General features: G+C 62.6%; 18 protein-coding genes. 13 read left to right on the top strand and 5 right to left on the bottom strand.

Annotation, left to right across the window (positions count from 1 at the left end; genetic code table 11):
- Positions 1 to 2 precede the first annotated feature (2 nt).
- The 4 genes from cysW to ACE3PP_RS01825 form a co-directional block, all read right to left on the bottom strand.
- The gene (gene cysW / locus ACE3PP_RS01840; RefSeq protein ID WP_374377470.1) at positions 3 to 863 is read right to left on the bottom strand and encodes a sulfate ABC transporter permease subunit CysW; all 861 of its coding nucleotides are present in this window, start codon (positions 861 to 863) and stop codon (positions 3 to 5) included.
- Positions 860 to 1717: a sulfate ABC transporter permease subunit CysT gene (cysT, locus tag ACE3PP_RS01835; protein ID WP_374377469.1), complete on the bottom strand. Its 858-nt coding sequence runs from the start codon at positions 1715 to 1717 to the stop codon at positions 860 to 862. Before cysT ends, cysW begins: the two co-directional genes overlap by 4 nt.
- A gap of 119 nt (positions 1718 to 1836) precedes the next feature.
- Entirely contained in the window at positions 1837 to 2283 is a 447-nt protein-coding gene (locus ACE3PP_RS01830; RefSeq protein ID WP_374377468.1) for an Rrf2 family transcriptional regulator, read from the bottom strand.
- Positions 2284 to 2395: 112 nt separating this feature from the next.
- Positions 2396 to 3691: a hypothetical protein gene (locus tag ACE3PP_RS01825; RefSeq protein WP_374377467.1), complete on the bottom strand. Its 1296-nt coding sequence runs from the start codon at positions 3689 to 3691 to the stop codon at positions 2396 to 2398.
- Between the two features lie 72 nt (positions 3692 to 3763).
- On the opposite strand from ACE3PP_RS01825, the gene ACE3PP_RS01820 reads away from it, so the two are divergent.
- The 7 genes from ACE3PP_RS01820 to ACE3PP_RS01790 all read left to right on the top strand — a co-directional run bounded on the left by ACE3PP_RS01820 (position 3764) and on the right by ACE3PP_RS01790 (position 11289).
- A complete protein-coding gene (locus ACE3PP_RS01820; protein ID WP_374377466.1) occupies positions 3764 to 4531 on the top strand; it encodes an SDR family NAD(P)-dependent oxidoreductase in 768 nt (255 codons plus the stop codon).
- 34 nt (positions 4532 to 4565) lie between these two features.
- Positions 4566 to 5891, top strand: a complete 1326-nt coding sequence (hisD, locus tag ACE3PP_RS01815) for a histidinol dehydrogenase (RefSeq protein ID WP_374377465.1) — start codon at positions 4566 to 4568, stop codon at positions 5889 to 5891.
- Positions 5892 to 5989: 98 nt separating this feature from the next.
- Positions 5990 to 6994, top strand: a complete 1005-nt coding sequence (locus ACE3PP_RS01810) for an ABC transporter substrate-binding protein (protein WP_374377464.1) — start codon at positions 5990 to 5992, stop codon at positions 6992 to 6994.
- A 55-nt stretch (positions 6995 to 7049) separates the two neighbouring features.
- Complete coding sequence (locus ACE3PP_RS01805; protein ID WP_374377463.1) at positions 7050 to 7832, top strand: ABC transporter permease; 783 nt, start codon at positions 7050 to 7052, stop codon at positions 7830 to 7832.
- Positions 7829 to 8626, top strand: coding sequence for an ABC transporter ATP-binding protein (locus tag ACE3PP_RS01800; RefSeq protein ID WP_374377462.1), 798 nt, complete (start codon positions 7829 to 7831; stop codon positions 8624 to 8626). The genes ACE3PP_RS01805 and ACE3PP_RS01800 overlap by 4 nt, the downstream gene beginning before the upstream one ends.
- Positions 8627 to 8632: 6 nt before the next feature.
- Positions 8633 to 10078, top strand: a complete 1446-nt coding sequence (locus tag ACE3PP_RS01795; protein WP_374377461.1) for an amidase — start codon at positions 8633 to 8635, stop codon at positions 10076 to 10078.
- Between the two features lie 134 nt (positions 10079 to 10212).
- Positions 10213 to 11289 carry a BMP family protein gene (locus tag ACE3PP_RS01790; RefSeq protein WP_374377460.1) on the top strand — a complete coding sequence of 359 codons (1077 nt, stop codon included), beginning with the start codon at positions 10213 to 10215 and terminating at the stop codon, positions 11287 to 11289.
- A 22-nt stretch (positions 11290 to 11311) separates the two neighbouring features.
- Here the strand turns inward: ACE3PP_RS01790 and ACE3PP_RS01785 are convergent, their stop codons facing one another.
- Entirely contained in the window at positions 11312 to 12844 is a 1533-nt protein-coding gene (locus ACE3PP_RS01785) for a UxaA family hydrolase (protein WP_374377459.1), read from the bottom strand.
- Positions 12845 to 12961: 117 nt separating this feature from the next.
- On the opposite strand from ACE3PP_RS01785, the gene ACE3PP_RS01780 reads away from it, so the two are divergent.
- From ACE3PP_RS01780 to ACE3PP_RS01755, 6 genes are all read left to right on the top strand, one after another.
- Entirely contained in the window at positions 12962 to 13744 is a 783-nt protein-coding gene (locus ACE3PP_RS01780; RefSeq protein ID WP_374377458.1) for a GntR family transcriptional regulator, read from the top strand.
- Between the two features lie 3 nt (positions 13745 to 13747).
- Positions 13748 to 14779: an aldo/keto reductase gene (locus ACE3PP_RS01775; protein ID WP_374377457.1), complete on the top strand. Its 1032-nt coding sequence runs from the start codon at positions 13748 to 13750 to the stop codon at positions 14777 to 14779.
- Positions 14779 to 15600: an amidohydrolase gene (locus ACE3PP_RS01770; RefSeq protein ID WP_374377456.1), complete on the top strand. Its 822-nt coding sequence runs from the start codon at positions 14779 to 14781 to the stop codon at positions 15598 to 15600. The genes ACE3PP_RS01775 and ACE3PP_RS01770 overlap by 1 nt, the downstream gene beginning before the upstream one ends.
- Positions 15601 to 15724: 124 nt before the next feature.
- The gene (locus tag ACE3PP_RS01765) at positions 15725 to 17212 is read left to right on the top strand and encodes an ABC transporter substrate-binding protein (RefSeq protein ID WP_374377455.1); all 1488 of its coding nucleotides are present in this window, start codon (positions 15725 to 15727) and stop codon (positions 17210 to 17212) included.
- Between the two features lie 83 nt (positions 17213 to 17295).
- On the top strand, positions 17296 to 18402 hold the full coding sequence (locus ACE3PP_RS01760; RefSeq protein WP_374377454.1) for a carbohydrate ABC transporter permease: 1107 nt from the start codon (positions 17296 to 17298) through the stop codon (positions 18400 to 18402).
- Positions 18399 to 19439, top strand: coding sequence for a carbohydrate ABC transporter permease (locus ACE3PP_RS01755; protein WP_374377453.1), 1041 nt, complete (start codon positions 18399 to 18401; stop codon positions 19437 to 19439). Before ACE3PP_RS01760 ends, ACE3PP_RS01755 begins: the two co-directional genes overlap by 4 nt.
- Positions 19440 to 19441: the final 2 nt, after the last annotated feature.

The following is a 19441-nucleotide window of genomic DNA, read 5'->3' as shown; positions in this document are numbered from 1 at the left end:
CGTCAATGGGCTCGGCCGGCGCTGAGCCGGTCGCCATAGCGCCATTCGAGGAAGGATTTTGCGGCCAATGTCACCAGGGCCAAAAGCGCGAGAAGCGATGCGACGGCGAAGGCGCCGACGAAATCATATTCGTTGTAGAGGATCTCGACATGAAGCGGCATCGTGTTGGTCTGACCGCGGATATGGCCCGACACAACCGAAACAGCGCCGAATTCGCCCATAGCGCGCGCATTGCACAGCAGCACGCCATAGAGCAAACCCCAGGCCACATTGGGCAGGGTGACAAGGCGGAATGTCTGCCAACCGCTGGCGCCGAGCGAGATTGCCGCTTCCTCTTCCTCGGTGCCTTGTTCCTGCATCAAGGGAATGAGCTCGCGCGCGACGAAGGGGAAGGTCACGAAGATCGTCGCCAGCACCAGGCCAGCAACGTTGAAGATGAGCTTGATACCCCACGCATCGAGCGTCGGGCCGAACCAGCCGTGGGCGCCATAAAGCAGCACGTAGATGAGGCCGGAGATGACCGGCGACACCGAAAAGGGCAGGTCGACCAGGGTCAGCAGCAGACTCTTGCCGCGGAATTCGAATTTGGCGATGGCCCAGGCGCCGGCCAGCCCGAACACAACGTTGAGCGGCACGGCAATTGCCGCCACCTGCAGGGTCAGCAGAATCGCCGAGCGCGCATCCACTTCGGTGACGGCATCGAAATAAGCCTTCAAGCCGTGCCGCAAGGCTTCGAGGAAGACCAGGATCAGCGGCAGGAACAGAACCAGCGCGATGAAGCCCAACGACAGGGCAATGAGACCCCAGCGCACAATCGCCGGATCGCGCAGCGTCAGCTTGTTGGTGCCGTTTTCAGCACTCATCGTGAACGATCCTCGTGTCGGCGCGCCCAGCGCTGGATCATGTTGAGGATCAGCAACATGGTGAAGGAGATGGCCAGCATCACGACGGCAATGGCCGCGGCGCCGGCATAGTCGAACTGCTCCAGCTTGCTGACGATGAGGAGCGGCGCAATCTCGGACTTCATCGGCATATTGCCGGCAATGAAGATGACCGATCCGTATTCACCGACGGCGCGGGCAAAGGCGAGGGCCACACCAGTCAGCAGCGCAGGCATGATCGACGGCAGGATGACCAGGAAGAAGACCTGAAGGCGCGAGGCGCCGAGGCTCGCCGACGCCTCTTCCAGTTCGGGCTCGAAATCCTGCAGCACCGGCTGCACCGTCCGCACCACGAACGGGAGGCCGATGAAGATGAGGGCGATGACGATACCGAGCGGCGTAAAGGCCACCTTGATGCCGAGCGGCGTCAGCAGGGAGCCGACCCAGCCATTGGGCGCATAGAGGGTGGTCAGCGCAATGCCGGCAACGGCTGTCGGCAGCGCGAAGGGCAGGTCGACGAAGGCATCGATCAGGCGCTTTCCCGGAAAGGAATAGCGCACCAAAACCCAGGCGATGATCAGCCCGAAGATGCCGTTGATGAGGGCCGCAATGGCAGCAGTCCCGAAGCTCACCTTGAGAGAGGCCAGGACCCGGGGCGTCGTGACCGTTTCGAAGAATCCGGCGAGGCCCAATTCCGTCGGCCGCAGGATGAGGGCCGCGAGCGGCAGCAGCACAATGACGCCCAGATAGAACAGGGCATAGCCCAGGGTCAGGCCAAAGCCCGGCAGCACGCTGGGCTTTTTCCAGCTTCCCAATGTTCCCGTTCGACCACTCATGCCACACCTTGATGTCCGCGACCCGATCGGCCGCCCGGCCATTCAAGGCAATCTATATATTTATCTGTTTGACGGTGTAAATACGTTGTTCTGGTGTGAAATATCGCCTGTGCGGCCAGCTAGATCCCGTCACCCATGACCATCTCGCCCATCTGCCCGTCGAGAACGTCGGACAGGCTGGTCCGGTCGAGAATCCCGGAAGAGGCGTCCCGCACCTGTTTCAGCACGCGGCGGATGACGCAGGTCGCCTCGTCTTCGCAATCGCTGCAGCGCCGATAGGCGGTGAGACTGGCGCAGGGGAGGGCGGCCAGGGGGCCGTCGATCAGGCGGATGACCTCGCCGAACCGGATTTCCTCTGGCGATTTGGCCAGCGCGTAGCCGCCATGTTTGCCGCGGAAACTCTGGACAAAGCCGTTTCTTTTGAGCTCGAGGAGGATGAGTTCCAGAAACTTGCGGGGCACCGCCTGTTTGGAGGCGATTTCGGCAATCCCGACCGGTTCATCCGATTTTGCCTTGGCGAGATAGAGCAAGGCGCGCATGGCGTATTTGGCTTTTTGCGACAGCATTCTAAAATCTCTATAGGGTAACTAGAGAATATAAGGAAAGGCAGAAATGTCAAGCATCTGACACGAAACCGTGTCCATCGCGGCCATCCCAACCCGGACCGGATTTGACCGGTTAATGTGTGAGTCGGTCAAGAAACGATGAAAGTAGTCCTGCGTCCCCACCGGATACAGGTGCGCTGCCCATCGCAACCGCCGTCGCGAGGCCGATCGCTGAACTGGTCGGATTGTGGCTCCCAGCGCCGGCCCGCAGGTTCATGACCAGGGTCGGGCACAGGAACAAGGCGAGCTGTACGATCCGGCGCCAATCGACCGGCAGCATGTGGCGCGCCGCGAGCTCACCCAGCAGCGGCTGCCAGAGAAGGTCGCGTTTCGCTTCCAGCAAGGCAAGGCGCACCGGGCTCGGCCGCCAATCGGTTTCGACATGCAGCACGTCGCCCATGCGCTTGACGCGCGCTGTAAATGTTTCGGCAGCTGTCGGTGCATCGTACAGCCAGAGCGGATGCGCAAAGATGTTGTGGAAGGTCGTCTTCACTTCGGCGAGCAGCGCCGGCACGTGGCGGCCGGCAAAGGCGGGGTCGAACATCGCCAGCCGCGCCGCATCGCCGGCTTCTTCGTACCATACATTGGCATTGTGCGCGTCGCCATGAGCGGTGACGCCACCGCTTTCGGCAAGCCGTGTCGGCTCCAGCCGCACGAACGCTTCGGCAAAGAGTTCGCCGAGGCTGTGGCGATAGCGCACGCCGTTCACCTCGAACCGCAGATGCTGCAACTCGTCCCACGCCAACGTCTCGCCCGGCAGCGCGAACATCTGATCGCGATAGAAGCTGCCGAAACGACCGCCGATGACACCCGGGCGATCGGCGTCAATGAGGCGCGCATGAAACAAGCGATGGATTGGCTCGGCCGCCGATTGCGCGGCTGTGATCGGGTGCAGGGTGCGGCGATAGACTGCCATCAGCTCTTCATTGAGGCGCCGTTCGGCGGCAACCGCGCGGTCGATGGCGGCCTGATCCGTGCTGAAATCGAGCTCTTTCAGGACATCCGCAAAGCGCCGGTCCTCGCGCCGCCGATAGACCAGGATCTGTTCGCCGGGTTCGGTCGACACGTGAAGCGGCTGGTCGACGGGGAGGCCGGCCTCGGCCAGCAGGCCGGCACGGTAATATTCGCCGGCCATCGCCTCCTCATTTTCCTCCTGGTGGAATTTGAAGAAGAAGGAGCGCCCATCGGCGGCGAAGAAGCCATTGAGGGAGTTGAGGCTGTAGATATCGACATTGATGCGGATGTCGCTGGCCGCCAGCCCGAACTTCTCCTTGAGCAGAGCGGCGATGATCTCGCCCGCCCCTTTGAGGTCGCCGGCTTTCGCCTTGGCACGGGCCGCGGCGGTCTGGGAAAGGGCGGTGGTCGGCATGGCAGGCCAGTCTTTTCTGCGGGGTCTTTTCGGTTATGCTGCGGCAGCCTCGATATCTAGCGTGAGTGTCCTATGCAAGTCGATCTTTCCCGCTTCAGCCTCGCTGGCAAGCGTGCCCTGGTGACGGGCGCCAGCCGCGGCATCGGCCAAGCCATCGCGATCGGCCTCTCGCAGGCAGGTGCCTCGGTCGCCGTAAGCGCACGCCACGAAGACGGCCTCAAGGACACGGTGGCGGGACTTGCCGGGAAAGGTGCCGCCATCGCGATGGATGTCGCCGACGCAGCCAGTTGCCGTCACGGCGTTGACGCTGCCGCCAAGGCATTGGGAGGCCTCGACATCCTTGTGAACAATGCCGGGATGGAGGAGGTCCGTCCATCCCTCGATGTCGACGAAGAATTGTGGGATCGCATCCTCGATACCAATTTGAAGGGTGCGTTTTTCTGCGCGCAGGCCGCGGCGAAGGTGATGCGGGCCGGCGGGCAGGGCGGCTCCATCCTCAACATGTGCTCGCTCACCTCCGAGATCGGCGTGCCGACGGCAGTGCCCTACGGCTCGTCGAAAAGTGGTCTTCTCGGCATGACGCGAGCCTTGTCGGCCGAATGGGCGCCGCTCGGCATTCGCGTCAACAGCTTGGGCCCCGGCTATTTCCGAACGGCACTCACCGACGTCTTCTACCAGAACGAGGGTTGGGCCGCCGCCATGCTGCAAAAGATCCCGCTCCAGCGCTTCGGCAAGCTCGACGATCTGGTGGGTGCGGCGATTTTCCTCTCCTCGGACGCCGCTTCCTATGTCACCGGAATTTACATGCCGGTCGACGGTGGCTATCTTGCCTCGATCTGACTTCCGAACAATTTGACCGAATGGAGAAGCTGCAATGTCCCGCAGCGTCAATCTGCACGAGCTCGCGCGCCTCAGCGCTGCCGACCGTGCCAATCTCTTGAAGCGCAGCGAAGCCGATCTCGGCGCCTTTCTCGAGCGCGTCCGACCCATCATCGAGGCGGTGCGGACCGAAGGCGATGTGGCGCTGGCGCGCTATGCCAACGAATTCGACAAATCGCCGGTGAAGCCGGATGAGATCGCCGCCACCAAGGCCGATTTTGACGCCGCCTTCAAGTCGGTCGAGCCCGAAGTGATCGCCGCCATCGAATTTGCGGTCGAAAACATCCGCAAGTTCCATTCCGACCAGAAGCCGGAAGAGATGTGGCTGCACGAGATGCGCCCCGGCGCCTTCGCGGGCGATCGCTTCCGCCCCATCCCGTCGGTTGCCTGCTATGTGCCGCGCGGCAAGGGCTCGTTCCCCAGCGTCGTGATGATGACGACGATTCCGGCGGTTGTTGCCGGTGTGAAGGAAGTCTGTGTCATCACGCCGCCCGGTCCCGATGGCAAGATCGATGCGGCGACTTTGGTCGCAGCGCGCCTTGCCGGTGTGGAGAAGGTCTATAAATGCGGCGGTGCCCAGGGCATTGCCGCCGTCGCCTACGGCACCCAGACGGTGCCGAAATGCGCCAAGGTCTTGGGACCGGGCAGCCCCTATGTCGTGGCCGCCAAGCGGCTACTTTCCGATGTGATCGATCCCGGCATTCCCGCCGGTCCCAGTGAATCCATCATCTTCGCCGACGAGACTGTCGATGGCGCGCTTGCTGCCCTCGATCTGCTGGTCGAGGCAGAACACGGCCCGGATTCATCGGCCTATCTGGTGACGCCCAGCCGGAAGGTTGCCGACGAGGCTCTCAAGGCGCTGCCCGATTATTGGGCAAAGATGAGCGAGCAGCGCGTCAACTTTTCGTCGACGGTCCTTTCCGGTCGCAGCGGCGGCATCGTGCTGACCCCCGACGTGGATGCGGCGATGGCCTTCATCAACGATTACGCGCCGGAGCATCTGGAGATCCTCTCGGACGAACCGTTTGCCTATCTCGGCCGCATCGAGAATGCCGGCGAAGTGTTGCTCGGCAAGCATACGCCGGTGACGCTTGGCAATTTCGTGCTGGGACCGAATGCCGTGCTGCCGACCAGCCGCGGCGCCATGACCCATTCGCCACTTTCGGTCTTCGACTTCATGAAGCGCATCTCGGTGGGCTATGTGACCTCAGTCGGCTACCCGCAGCTTGCCAAGCATGCACGGGTGCTGGCGACCTATGAAGGGTTCGACGCCCATGCCAATGCGGTGTCCGAAATCCGCACAGCTTTGCTGAAGAAATAGGCTCATTTGCGGGGCGGTCATTTGCTTGACGAATGCCCAGGCGGCCATCACTATCGCCGCCTGATCGGGGAAACATTTTTGGGATAGGGAGCAATCACATGAACTGGACACCGAACCGCCGTCAGGTCCTCAAGGCCGGCGCCGCCACCTTGGCTGCCGGCAGCCTTGCCAAGGCCGCGTTCGCGCAATCGATTCCGACCACGCCGGAAGAAGGCGCCATCAAGATGGCGATCGAGCCGTGGCTGGGTTATGGCCAGTGGCACATCGCCGCGAAGAAGGGCCTCTTCAAGAATGCGGGCCTCGCCGATGTTGAAGTCGTGAACTTCAACACCGATGCCGATCTCAATGCGGCGCTCGCCGCCGGCCAGGTCCAGTGCGGCAACATCGCGACGCATACTGCGATGGCCTTTGCCGCCGCGGGTCTGCCGATCAAGATCATTGCGCTGCTCGACGTCTCGATGACGGCCGATGCCATGATCACCGACGGCTCGATCGCCTCGGTCGCCGATCTCAAGGGCAAGCAGGTCGCGTTCGAGGAAGGCACCACCAGCCACATCCTCCTCAACTACGCGCTGTCGCAGAACGGCATGACCTTGAACGACGTCGAGAAGGTGCCGATGCCGGCCTCCGACGCGGGTTCGGCCCTCATCGCCGGCAAGGTGCCGGTCGCCGTCACCTACGAGCCTTATCTCACGCTCGCCATGCAGCAGAACAACAAGGTGAAGATGCTGTATTCGGCTGGCGAGAATCCGGGCCTCATCTCCGACGTCTTTGTCGTGCGCGAGGACTTCCTCGCCGAGAAGCCGGGCCAGGTGCTGGCGCTCCTCAAGGCCTGGGATGCGGCCTTGGCCGACTACAACGCCGACACTGCCGGTGGCCGTGCCATCATCTCGGAAGCCGTTGGTGCCAAACCGGAAGAATTGGCGACTGCCTTCGACGGCGTGAAGTACTTCACCGTCGCCGAGAACAAGACCCAACTGACCGGCGACTTCGTGAAGAAGGTGGTGCCGGAAGTGAAGAAGGCCGCGACCGAAGCCGGCCTGCTCTCGAAGGATGTCGATCTCGCCAAGCTGATCGACACCCGTTTCGTCGAAGCGCTCTAAGTCGATGCCGGGGGAGCAACAGGAGCGATCCGCTCCCCCGGTACCGTCATCTCCCATGTTCTCATTGACCGCTACCGTCTCCGGACGGCGCTTCCTCACGATTGCGATTCTGGTCTTCTTGGTACTCGGCCTGTTGTGGTGGGGTGTCACTGAGACGGGTCTGGTGACCCAGCTCTTCCTGCCATCGCCGAAAATGGTGCTCCTGCGCTTGCAGGAACTGGCGGTGAGTGGCAAGCTGGTCGACGATTTGATCGTCAGCGTCTACCGCATCTCGCTCGGCTTTCTGATTTCGACCATCTTCGCGCTGCCGATCGGCATTCTCATCGGCTCCTATCGTGCCTGGGAGGCGGCGATCGAGCCGCTGGTCGATTTCATCCGCTACATGCCGGTGGTGGCCTTCGTGCCGCTCACCATCCTGTGGACCGGTACGGGCGACGCGCAGAAATTCCTGATCATCTTCATCGGCACCTTCTTCCAGCAGGTCCTGCTGGTGATGGACAATGTCAAATCCGTGCCGCGCGATTTCATCAATCTCGGCCGCACGCTGCAGATGCCGGAATGGCGCATCCTCATGCGCATCATCCTACCCTCGGCCATGCCCGCCATCTGGGATTCGATGCGCATCAGCTTGGGGTGGGCCTGGACCTGGCTGGTGGTGGCCGAGCTTGTCGCCGCCACGTCCGGCCTCGGCTACCGCATCACCACGGCCCAGCGCTTTTTCCAGACCGACACGATCTTCGGCTACCTTCTGTTGCTGGGCGTCCTCGGCCTTGCCACCGACCAGGCCATGAAATGGGCCTATCGCAAGCTCTTCCGTTATCTGCGGGTGCAGCGATGAACACGCCGAAGCTTGTCATCTCGGGGTTGGGCAAGACCTTCCGTGGCGACCGCGGCGACGTGGTCGCCCTTGATGGCGTCGATCTCGTCATCGGCGAGAATGAATTCGTTTCGCTGGTCGGCACTTCCGGCTGCGGCAAGTCGACTTTGCTCTCCATCGTCGCCGGACTCGAAAGCCATGATCTCGGCGATCTGACGCTCGATGGCCGGCCGATCCAGGGGCCTGGTCTCGACCGGGGCGTCGTCTTTCAGAGCTACACGCTGCTCCCCTGGCTCACCACGCTCGGCAATGTCGAATTTGCTCTGCTGGCGGCCGGCAAATCGCGCAAGGACGCGCGTGAGATCGCGCGCTCGCATCTCTCGCTGGTGGGGCTCGACGGCTTCGCCGACCGGTTCCCGAGCGAGCTTTCGGGCGGCATGAAGCAGCGTGTCGCCATCGCGCGCGCTCTCTCCTATCGCCCGAACATGCTGCTGATGGACGAGCCCTTCGGCGCACTCGATGCCTTGACGCGCCATCATATGCAGGAACTGCTGGCCCGCATCTGGGAACAGCATCGCCTGACGGTGCTGTTCGTGACCCATGATGTCGAAGAAGCGGTCTATATGTCCGACCGCGTTGCCGTCATGTCGAACCGGCCGGGGCGCATCAAGCGCATCATCCCGATCGACCTGCCGCGCCCGCGCACCTACGACATGACCGGCTCGCCGGAATTCGCGCGCTTGCAGCGCGATGTACTCTCGGAAATCCGCGCCGAATCCATCGCCATCGCGGCGCTGGGCGACGCCCTGGTCTGACGCACCATGAACCGCGCAGACTATCTTCGCCATGACGGTCTCGGCCTCGCCGATCTCATCCGCCGCCGCGAGGTTTCCGCCGACGAGGTCCTCGCCGCCGCCCGCGACGTGATCGCCGCTGCCAATCCGGAAACGAACGCCATCGTCGATCTCTTTCTCACGCCGGCAGATGCCAACGCCGATCCGGCGGCGCCGTTTCATGGTGTTCCCTTCCTGTTGAAGGATATCGGCGGCGCATTGCAAGGCGTCCGGACGACGGGCGCTTGCCGCTATCTCGCAGAACTACCGGCGGTCGACATCGACGACACGCTCACCACGCGTTTCAAGAAGGGCGGCCTGCGCATCCTCGGCAAGACCAATCTGCCGGAACTCGGTTTCAACGTGACGACCGAACCCGACATGTTCGGCCCCAGCCGCAACCCCTGGCATCTCGCTCATTCGACGGGTGGCTCATCTGGCGGTTCGGCGGCGGCCGTCGCTGCTGGCATGGTGCCGCTGGCCCATGCAACCGACGGTGCCGGCTCGATCCGCATTCCGGCCGCTGCTTGCGGTCTCGTCGGGCTGAAGCCTTCGCGCGGCAGTCTCCCGCAAGGCCCGGCCCATGCCGATATTTATGCCGGTCTGGTCAGCGAAGGTGTCGTCAGCCGGTCGGTTCGCGATACGGCGGCGGTGCTCGATCTCGTCTACGGTTCGGATGCCGGTGCGCCTTATGGTGCACCGACGCCGCCGGCCGGTGGCTTTCTCACGGCCCTTGCCCAGCGACGACCGCGCCTGCGCATCGGCGTCAATCACCAGCACCTCGACGATGTCGAATTGGCGCCGGAAGCGTTGGCGGCACTCGAAACGGCAGCCAATCTCCTCAAGGATCTCGGTCATCACGTGGCGCCGATTGCGCTGCCGATTGCCGAGCATGATCTTGCCGTTCCGCGCCAAGTGTATCGTGCCCAGGTCTGCGCCCAGGCGGCAGCCGATGCCGCCGAACTCCGTGCCATTCTCGGTCGCGGCCCGCGGGATGATGAAATGGAGCGCATCAATCTGGCGGCGGCTGAGGCAGGTCGACAGATGGGTGCGGCGGAATATGTGGCGAGCATCCGTGCCGGACAGAATTTTGCGCGGAACATGGCGCTCCTTTGGGACGATGTCGACGTGCTGCTGACGCCGTCCTTGGCTGGTCCGGCACCGACGCTCGGCACCTTTCCAACCGACCATGACGATGTCGATCTGCATGTCGCGCGGATGCTGCGCTTTTCACCCTTCACGGCGACCTATAACGTGACCGGCGAACCGGCAATCACGGTGCCGATCCTGCAATCGTCAGAGGGATTGCCGGTCGGTATCCAGCTCTGCGGCGCACTGGGAAGGGATGATTTTCTTCTCGCTCTCGCAGCTGAGATCGAGGCTGCATGCGCATTTGCGCAGTCGCCGCTGCTGCGACGGCTTGCCGGCACATAAATCCGAACCCCTCGCTTTGACGTAATTGCATACTGGACGTGTAGATATGTCTCGGGGCATTCTGAGATCGCTAGCTTGATGGCCGTTGATTTGTCGCTGTCCATTCAGTCGGAATGTCCAGGAGAAGAAAGACAATGACGAAGGCTGGAGTGAGCGCCCGGACAGGGATGGGCCAAACTTGTCTTGCCTTGTCCGTATCGGCCCTTGTTGTTGCCATCAGCTTCGGCCTCACCGCTCAATCTGCGGTGGCGCGCGACGTGAAGAAGCTCGCTATCCTGACACCCGAAGACCCCACCGATTTCGGTTGGAACCAGCAGGGTTTCGACGCCGCCAAAGCCGTCGCCGAGAAGATGGGCCTCAGTTTCATGCCGGCAACCGGGCTTGGTTACGGTGACGTGCATCCAACTCTGCGCGAACTTGCCGATGACGGCGCCAGCCTCATCATCGCTCATGCCAGCGGCTATAACGCGGCGGCTGTTGAAGTGGGCGCGGACAAGGACGTACCCGTTGCCATCGTCGACCGCCCCAGCGACAGCAAGGCGGGCGCCGTTGCCGACTATACGTTGAGCGGCCATGAAGGCGCCTATCTCGCCGGCGTGCTGGCAGCAAAGACGACGCGGACGAAAACTGTCGGCATCGTCGTCTCTGGCGAGCCGCCAGCATGGAATTCCCAATCGGCGGCTTTTGCACAAGGGGTCAAGGCGACCAAGGCGGGCGTCAAAATCCTCTACGCCGTCATTGGCCCGGCCGCCTATGCCGATGCGCCCGGCGGTCGCCGCGTCACGGATTCCATCATCGGCGCAGGGGCCGACGTGATCTTCGGCCAGGGCGACGGCGCCAGTTTCGGCATGCTGCAATCGGTCGAGACGAAAAAATCGACGGCCGGCGGCAATGTCTGGTTCATCGATGTAATCGGCGACAAATCGTCGATCGACAAGGGGCACCTGCTTTCCTCGGTCGTCTGGAATCTCGAGCCGGTCTATGCGGCGATGGTCGAGGATCTGAAGGCCGACAAGTTCGGAACCCACCCGTACGCGATCCAACTCGCCGACGATTCAGTCCGCCTCCTGAAGACGAGCCATATACCGGCGAATGTCTGGGCCGCTGTCAGCGACATACGTCAGCAGATCATCGATGGCAGGCTGAAGATCGCGCCGGTCTGGGAGGCGGCCGCGGTTCGCGCCTTGATGAGTTCGGTCACGGCGCCTTAACTGCGGACCCGGCACCCGCTCCTCACATCGTGGCGCCGATCTGCCAGGGGACGAATTCGTTGTCGCCATAGCCGAGCTGCTCGGATTTCGATTTCTCGCCCGACGCCACGCGCAGGATGAGATCGAAGATTTCCTTACCCTTGTCGGCCACGCTGACACCGTCCAGGATGTCACCGCAATTGATGTCCATATCCTCGACCATGCGCTCATACATCGGCGTGTTGGTGGCGAGCTTGATCGATGGCGTCGGCTTGCAGCCATAGGCCGAGCCGCGGCCGGTGGTGAAGCAGAGTATATTGGCACCGCCCGCGACCTGGCCTGTTGCCGAAACGGGATCGTAGCCTGGCGTGTCCATGAAGACGAAGCCCTTGGCGGTGACGGGCTCGGCATATTCATAGACGGCGGTGAGGTTGGTGGTGCCGCCCTTGGCGGCAGCGCCCAGCGACTTTTCCAGGATGGTGGTGAGGCCGCCGGCCTTGTTGCCGGGCGAGGGATTGTTGTTCATCTCGCCGCCGTTTCTGGCCGCATAGGCTTCCCACCATTTGATGCGGGCGACCAGCTTCTCGCCCACGGCCCGGTTGACGGCGCGGCGTGTCAGCAGATGCTCGGCGCCGTAGATTTCCGGCGTCTCCGAAAGGATGCCGGTGCCGCCGTGGCGGACCAGATTGTCGACGGCGGCACCCAGCGCTGGATTGGCGGTGATGCCGGAATAACCGTCCGATCCACCGCATTGCAGCGCGAGGATGAGTTCGGAGGCGGAGATCGTTTCGCGCGTGACGGCATTGGCCTTGGGCAGCATTTCCTTGATCGCAGCGACGCCGGCCTCGATCGTTTTCCGGGTGCCGCCGGTATCCTGGATGGTCATGGAGCGGAACGTATCGCTCTCTGCGATGTTGTAGAGTTCCTTCATGCGCGCGATCTGGAACACCTCGCAGCCCAATCCGACCAGCAGGACGGCGGCGATGTTGGGATTGGTGGCATAGCCCCATTGCGTGCGGTTGAGAATGTCGAAGCCTTCGCCTTTCGCCGCCATGCCGCAGCCGGTGCCGTGGACGAAGGGGATGATGCCGTCGACATTGGGATATTGGGCGAGGATGCCGGAGCGCGTCACGGCCTCCGCCATGAAGCGCGCGACTGATGCCGAACAATTCACCGAGGTGAGGATACCGATATAGTTGCGGGTCCCCGCGCGTCCGTTGGCGCGCCGATAGCCCTGGAAGGTGGCGCGCGCCTCCGGCGGCAGCAATTCGTCGTTGCGGGCGTTGGCCGAGAAAGCATAATCGCGCTCGAAATCGGCCATGCCCGCATTGTGCTCATGCACCCAATCGCCAGGGCGGATCGGTTCCTTGGCAAAGCCGATGATCTGGCCGAATTTCAGCACCGCCGCGCCGGTCGCAATCTCGGCAACGGCCATCTTGTGGCCGCGGGTGATCCGCGCCGCCGCCACGATGCCGCCCGCAGCCGTGGCGCCCGCCGCGATTTCATCGACCGCGACGACGACATTGTCCTTGGGCGAGAGGCGGATGGTGCGGGGTTCGCTGTCGACGAGCTTCATGATCTTTCCAGGCTGGGCAAAGGCTGTTGCGGCGCAAAAACTACAGGAAGTCGGCGACGCTCAACAGGGGGGCAAAAAGGGTGTTGCGTTTCCATTTCTTCATTCTAACATGTTAGCATGAATCTCAAAGCGGAATCCTATGCGTTTCTGGAAGACGTGCGCGGCGCGACGCGCGGCGGTGCCACCGACCGTGTTGTCGATGCGCTGCGCCAGGCGATCGTCTCCCTCGAGCTGCAGCCGGGCGAGGTGCTCGACAAGCAGGCCCTCTGTGAACGGCTCGGCGTTTCCCGTTTCCCCGTCTCCGAGGCGCTCTCGCGCCTGCAGGCCGAAGGGCTGGTCGAGATCCGCCCCCAAAGCGGCACCAGCGTCGCCCGCATCCGCCTTGCCGACGTGCGCGAGAATCTCTTCCTGCGCCGCGCCTTGGAAGCGGAAGCGGTGCGGGCGCTGGCACCGGTGATCGATCCGGCGACACTCGACCTCCTCAAACGTAACCTCCGCTACCAGAAGGCGGCGACGGCGGCGGGCGACCGGGCGGGCTTTCATGCCCTCGATATCGCCTTTCACGAACTGCTTTTCTCCGCTCTCGGTTTCGAGCGGGTGAAGGCAACCGTCGACAGCGCCCGCAAGGGCCTCGACCGCATCCGCCAGTTGCTGGCCACCAAGCGGCGTCAGTCGGTCACCTACAAGGAGCATGAGGCGGTGGTGGCGGCGCTGGAGGCCGGCGACGGCAAGGCGGCAGCGGCGGCCATGATTGCCCATCTCGACGAGGTGATGGAGGAATTGCTGGCTTTCGCCGCGAACAGGCCGGAGGTCTTCGCCGATTCAACCGCACCCGTCGAAACGATAAAGAAACGCCCGCCGGGCAAAACCGGCACGCGACGCAAGAAGTCAGGGACCTGAAGGATGAAGCAGCGCATGTTCAAGGCGCCTTCCGGCGCGTCGCTGGCCTTTACCGAGTTGGGCTTCGGCACAGCGCCGCTCGGCAATCTCTATCGTGCGCTTTCCGAGGAAGAGGCGCAGGCGACCTGCGCCGCCGCCTGGGATGCCGGCATCCGCTATATCGACACAGCACCGCTCTATGGGCTGGGGCTTTCCGAAACGAGGCTCAATCATTTCCTGCGCGGGAAGCCGCGCGATTCCTATGTGCTCTCCACCAAGGTCGGCCGCTTGCTCGAAGCCTGCCCGCCTGAGCGCCGCACCGGCATCGGCAAGTTCTTTGCAACACCCTCGCGCCGCGAGATCTACGACTATACCCATGACGGCATCCTGCGCTCGCTCGAAGCATCGCTCGAACGCCTCGGCCTCGACCGCATCGATATCCTGTTCGTGCATGATATCGACATCTTCAACCACAAGAGTGCCGCCGCCCGCGATGCCAAGGTGGCCGAGCTGATGCAAGGCGGCTACCGGGCCCTGGTGCGGCTCCGCGACGAGGGTGTCATCAAGGCCTTCGGCGCCGGCGTCAATGAATGGGAAGTGTGCGAGATGCTGGCCCGCCAGGGCGATTTCGACCTCTTCCTGCTCGCCGGCCGCTACACGCTCCTGGAACAGGAGGCGCTCACCTCCTTCCTGCCGCTGTGCACGGCGCGCGGCATCGGCATCGTCATCGGCGGTGCCTACAATTCCGGCATCCTGGCGAGCGGCGCCAAGCCCGGCGCCTTCTACAATTACGATCCGGCGCCCGAACAAATTCTCGACCGCGTCGCCGGCATCGAACGCATCGTGGCACGCCACGGCGTGAAACTGGTCGAGGCAGCCTTGCGCTTTCCGCTGGTCCATCCGGCCGTGGTCAGCGTCATCCCCGGGGCGAGCCGGCCGGAGGAAGTCGCCCTCAACCAGCGCACGCTGGCGGCCGTCATTCCAGAGGCACTCTGGGCCGATCTCAAGAAAGCGGGTTTCATCCACGCTGATGCACCCGTGCCGGAGGGACGCTGATGCAGATCGATGCGCATCAGCATTTCTGGCGCGTCGCCCGTGGCGATTGCGGCTGGATGGAATCGAGCGATGCGCTGGAGCCGCTGCGGCGCGATTTCCTGCCGGCGGATTTCGAGCTTCTCCGTCGCAAGCATGGCATCGATTGCACGGTTCTGGTGCAGGCCGCACCCAGCGTGGAGGAGACTGAATATCTCCTCGGCCTCGCTGACGCCACGCCCTGGATCGGCAAGGTGGTGGGCTGGATCGATTTCGAGGACAAGGCGCAGCGCCATCACCTGGGGCGCTGGTCGAAGCACCGGAAATTCGCTGGCGTCCGCCCCATGATCCAGGACATCGCCGATCCTGACTGGATGCACCGCGCCGATGTGCAATGGGCTTATCAGGCGCTGATCGATCTCGACCTCACCTTCGATGCCCTCGGCTTCCCGCATCATATCGACAATTTCCGCCGCCTCTTTGATCGCTATCCGGCCCTCCGTGCCGTCATCGATCACGGCTTGAAGCCAGCCATCCGCGACCATGCGATGGAGCCCTGGGCCACCGGCATCACGACGCTGGCGCGGACGACGAATGCGTTCTGCAAGCTGTCCGGCCTTGCTAATGAAGCGATGGGCGGTTGGTCGGTGAAGACGCTGACACCCTATGCGGCGCATCTTCTCGAAAGCTTTGGTCCGGCCCGCGTGATGTGGGGGTCCGACTGGCCGGTCGTCAATCTGGCGGGCGGCTACGATTTGTGGCGCGCCGTTGCCGAAATGATCGTGCCGCAAGCCGTCGCCGCGCAAATCTTCGGCGGCACGGCCGCCGCGTTCTATCGACTTTGAAACCATCGGAAAAGGCAGGCATTCGACCCCGCGTATGAAAGTGAAGACGACCCGGCAGCGAACGTCCGATCTAAAAAGGGCGAGACCGGGAGTAGGACAAGGAATTCACAAACAGGAGGAAGCCATGAGTGGAATGAAGACGATCGCCTTGCGTAGCCTGGCCGGTGCGGCGAGTGTGCTGGCACTGGCTTATGCGGCACCGGCCCTGGCCGGTCCCTATGACGGCGTCACCGTCAACATCATGACCTTTACCGGCCCGCAGATCGCCGAACCGCTGCAGCGCCGCGCGCCGGATTTCGAAAAGCTGACCGGTGCTAAGATCAACGTCATCACAGTGCCCTATTCAGACCTCTATCAGAAGCTTCTGACCGACTGGACTTCGGGTACCAATTCGGTCGATGCCGGTGTCTTCGCCCCGCAATGGATGGTCGATTATGTGACGCCGGGCCTTATCGAGGATCTAACCGACAAGGTCGCCGCCGACACGGCATTGGAGAGTGATGACATCGCCCCGTTCTTCCGCGAGTTTTCGCAGAAGTTCAACGGCAAGACCTACATGCTGACGTTGGATGGCGATTTCCAGATCGCCTATTACCGCACGGACGTCGCCAAGGAACTGGGCCTCAAGGCCCCGCAGACCTGGGACGATTACCTGGCCTTTGCGGCGGCCGCCAACGGCAAGGACCTCAATGGCGACGGCAAGCCGGATTACGGTTCCTGCATCGCCAAGAAGCGCAACGCGCAATCCTTCTGGCTCATCACCTCGATCGCTTCGGCCTTCATCCAGTCGAAGGGCACCGGCCAGGGCGCCTTCTTCGATACCGAGAGCTTCGAACCGCTCTACAACAACGACGCCTTTGCCGAGGCGCTACGCATCTACGGCGAGACCACCAAATATGCGCCGAAGGATGAGATCAACCTCGACGTCGGCGATACCAGGACCCTTTTCACCACCGGGCAATGCGCGCTCACCGTCGATTGGGGCGATATCGGCACGCTGGCCATCGACAAGGAGAAATCGAAGGTCGTCGACAAGGTCGGCGCCGTCATCCTGCCGGGCTCGAAGAAGGTGCTCGACCGCGCCAGCGGCAAGCTCGCCGATTGCTCGGCCGAGACCTGCCTCTATGCGATCGACGGCGTCAACCACGCGCCGTTCGCGGCCTTCGGCGGCTGGTCGGGCGGTATCAACGTCAAGGCTGACCCGAAGGTGAAGGAGGCGGCCTACGCCTTCTTCTCCTATATGAGCCAGCCGGCGCAATCCAATGTCGATGTCACCATCGGCGCCACCGGCTTTAATCCCTATCGCCTGTCGCAGTTCAAGAACCTCGACAATTGGGTCAAGGCGGGCATGAGCGAGCAGGCGGCCAAGGATTATCTGGGCGCCATCGAGCAGAGCCTCAATTCGCCCAACATGGTCCTTGACCTGCGCATCCCGCAAAACCAGCGCTATCAGCAAGTCGTGTTGGACACGGCGATTGCCCGCTATCTCGCTGGCGAACTCGACATCCCGGCAACGATGAAGGCAATCAGCGACGGCTGGAACGAGATCACCGAGGAACTCGGCAAGGACGAACAATTGGCCGCCTACAGGAATACGATCGGCGCCAAGTAACAGCCTCGCAGTGGGGCGGGCACTGGGGAAATCCCGGTGTTCGCCCCGCTTGCTTCCCTCTGGATCTCGTAGAACAATTCACCATGATCTCTCCTGGTTTGACGGACTGGCTCGATCGCCACAGCGGACGGATCTTCATCCTTCCCGCCGTGCTGCTCATTCTTGTCTTTTCGATCTTTCCGCTGGTCATCTCCGCCTGGTTGGCGCTTTCGCGTTTCAAGCTCGGCGCCAGCGGCTACGAGATCAAGTTCATCGGCTGGCTCAATTTCAAGAAGCTGCTCTTCGGCTCCGAGCAATTCCATTTCCTCGGCACTTTCGCCGGCTGGTCTTTCCTCAGCTATCTCTTGGCTGCGGCAGGGGTGGCCTTGCTGGCGCTTGGCTTCCGCCGCTACGTGACCCGTGGCCACGTCACCTTTTTCGGTTCGATCGGGCGCCTCATTTCAGGCGGTCTCCTCGCCGGCATCATTCTTCTCTTTGCGTCGACCATCGGTGAGAAGGGGCAGATCGGCTCACTTTCCACGACCATCTTTTATGTCCTGCTGGGCGTCGCACTGCAATTCGTCCTCGGCACGGCGCTTGCGTTTGCCTGTGCCCAGAAGATTCGCGGCCGCACCTTCTTCCGCGTCACCTTCTTCATTCCCCTCATGGTGACGCCCGTCGGCATCGCCTACACCTTCCGTATGCTGGCGGATATGACGCAGGGACCGTTCGCCCCGCTTTGGCGTGTCCTGGGTTTCGGCGATTTCGCCTGGGCCTCCAATCCGTGGACGGCGCGCCTCGTCGTCATTGCCGGCGATTCCTGGCAATGGATCCCCTTCATCTTCATCATCATGCTGGCCGCCTTTGAAAGCCAGCCGCGCGATGAGGTGGAGGCGGCAGAACTCGATGGCGCCTCGGCATTGCAGATCTTCCGCGACATTACCTGGCCGTCCGTCTCGCCGGTTGCCGCGACCGTGGTTCTCATCCGGGTGATCGAGGCCTTCAAGCTGGTCGACCTTCCCAACGTGCTCACCAATGGCGGGCCGGGCATCGCGTCGGAATCGCTGACGCTTCACGCTTTCATCGAATGGCGGGCGCTCAACCTCGGCGGCTCGGCAGCGATCGCCTACATGCTGCTCTTCCTCTCGACGGTGGCTTGCGTCTCGTTCTTCAATTTCGTCGTCGAACCGCAACGGCGGGCCCGGGCATGACCGCGCCGCGTCTCTCCCTGTTCGAACCGCGCCGCCTCGGCAGCATGGCGCCGGCCACGGCTATCATCGTCTATGGGGCGCTCATCTTCTGGTCCCTCGTTGTCCTCTTCCCGCTCTACTGGCTGCTTGTCACGTCGGTAAAGCTGCCGATCCAGGTTTCCGACGGTCCATTCTATCTGCCTTTCATCGACTTCGAGCCATCGCTGCATGCCTGGCGCTATATCTTCGTCGATCTCGGCCGCGACACGTTCCGCCCCTATGGCAATTCACTCATCACCGCGACCATCTCGACAGCGCTCGCCATGCTGACCGGCACGATGGCGGCCTATGCCCTGTCGCGCATGAAGTTCCGCCCGTCGATCCTCGCCATCCTTGTCTTCATCCTGGCGGCGACCTTGGCCATCGTCTCCGTGGCCTGGGGCGGCGTCGATTGGCGCCTTGCGTTGGCGATTGCGCTGGCGCTCTTCTTTCTGGGTCTTCGCGCTGCGCGGCCGGTGCCGTCGCCGGTCCTCGGCAATGGCGACATCCTTTTCTGGATGATCTCGCAGCGCATCATGCCGCCGGTCGTCTCCGCCATTCCGGTCTATGTCATGTTCCAGCAGGTGGGCCTGCTCGATACCCATGCGGCCCTCATCCTCACCTACACGACCATCAACCTGCCGATCGTCGTCTGGCTGATGTACGATTTCTTCGTCAGCATCCCGCGCGATTTGGAGGAATCAGCCGAACTCGATGGCGCCAGCAAGCTGCGCACTTTCTTCGAGATCGTGTTGCCACTCGCCAAGCCCGGCCTAGTGGCGACGGCGCTCCTCGTTTTCATTCTCGCCTGGAACGAATATCTGCTGGCGCTCTTCCTCTCCACGGTGAAGGCGCAGACCATCCCGCTTCTCGTCGCGGCGCAAAATGCGACGCGCGGTCCGCAATGGTGGTATATGAGCGTGCTGATCATCATCATGATCCTGCCGGTCATTTGCCTCACCTTCTTCCTGCAACGGTTCATTTCCAAGGGCCTGCTCCTCGGGGCGGTCAAGGGCTAGCC

Origin of the sequence: Dongia sp., assembly GCF_041910485.1 — a bacterium.
Taxonomy (GTDB): Bacteria; Pseudomonadota; Alphaproteobacteria; order Dongiales; family Dongiaceae; genus Dongia.
Note: the sequence above shows the minus strand (reverse complement) of the source record. Positions and strands in the feature narration are given on the sequence as shown.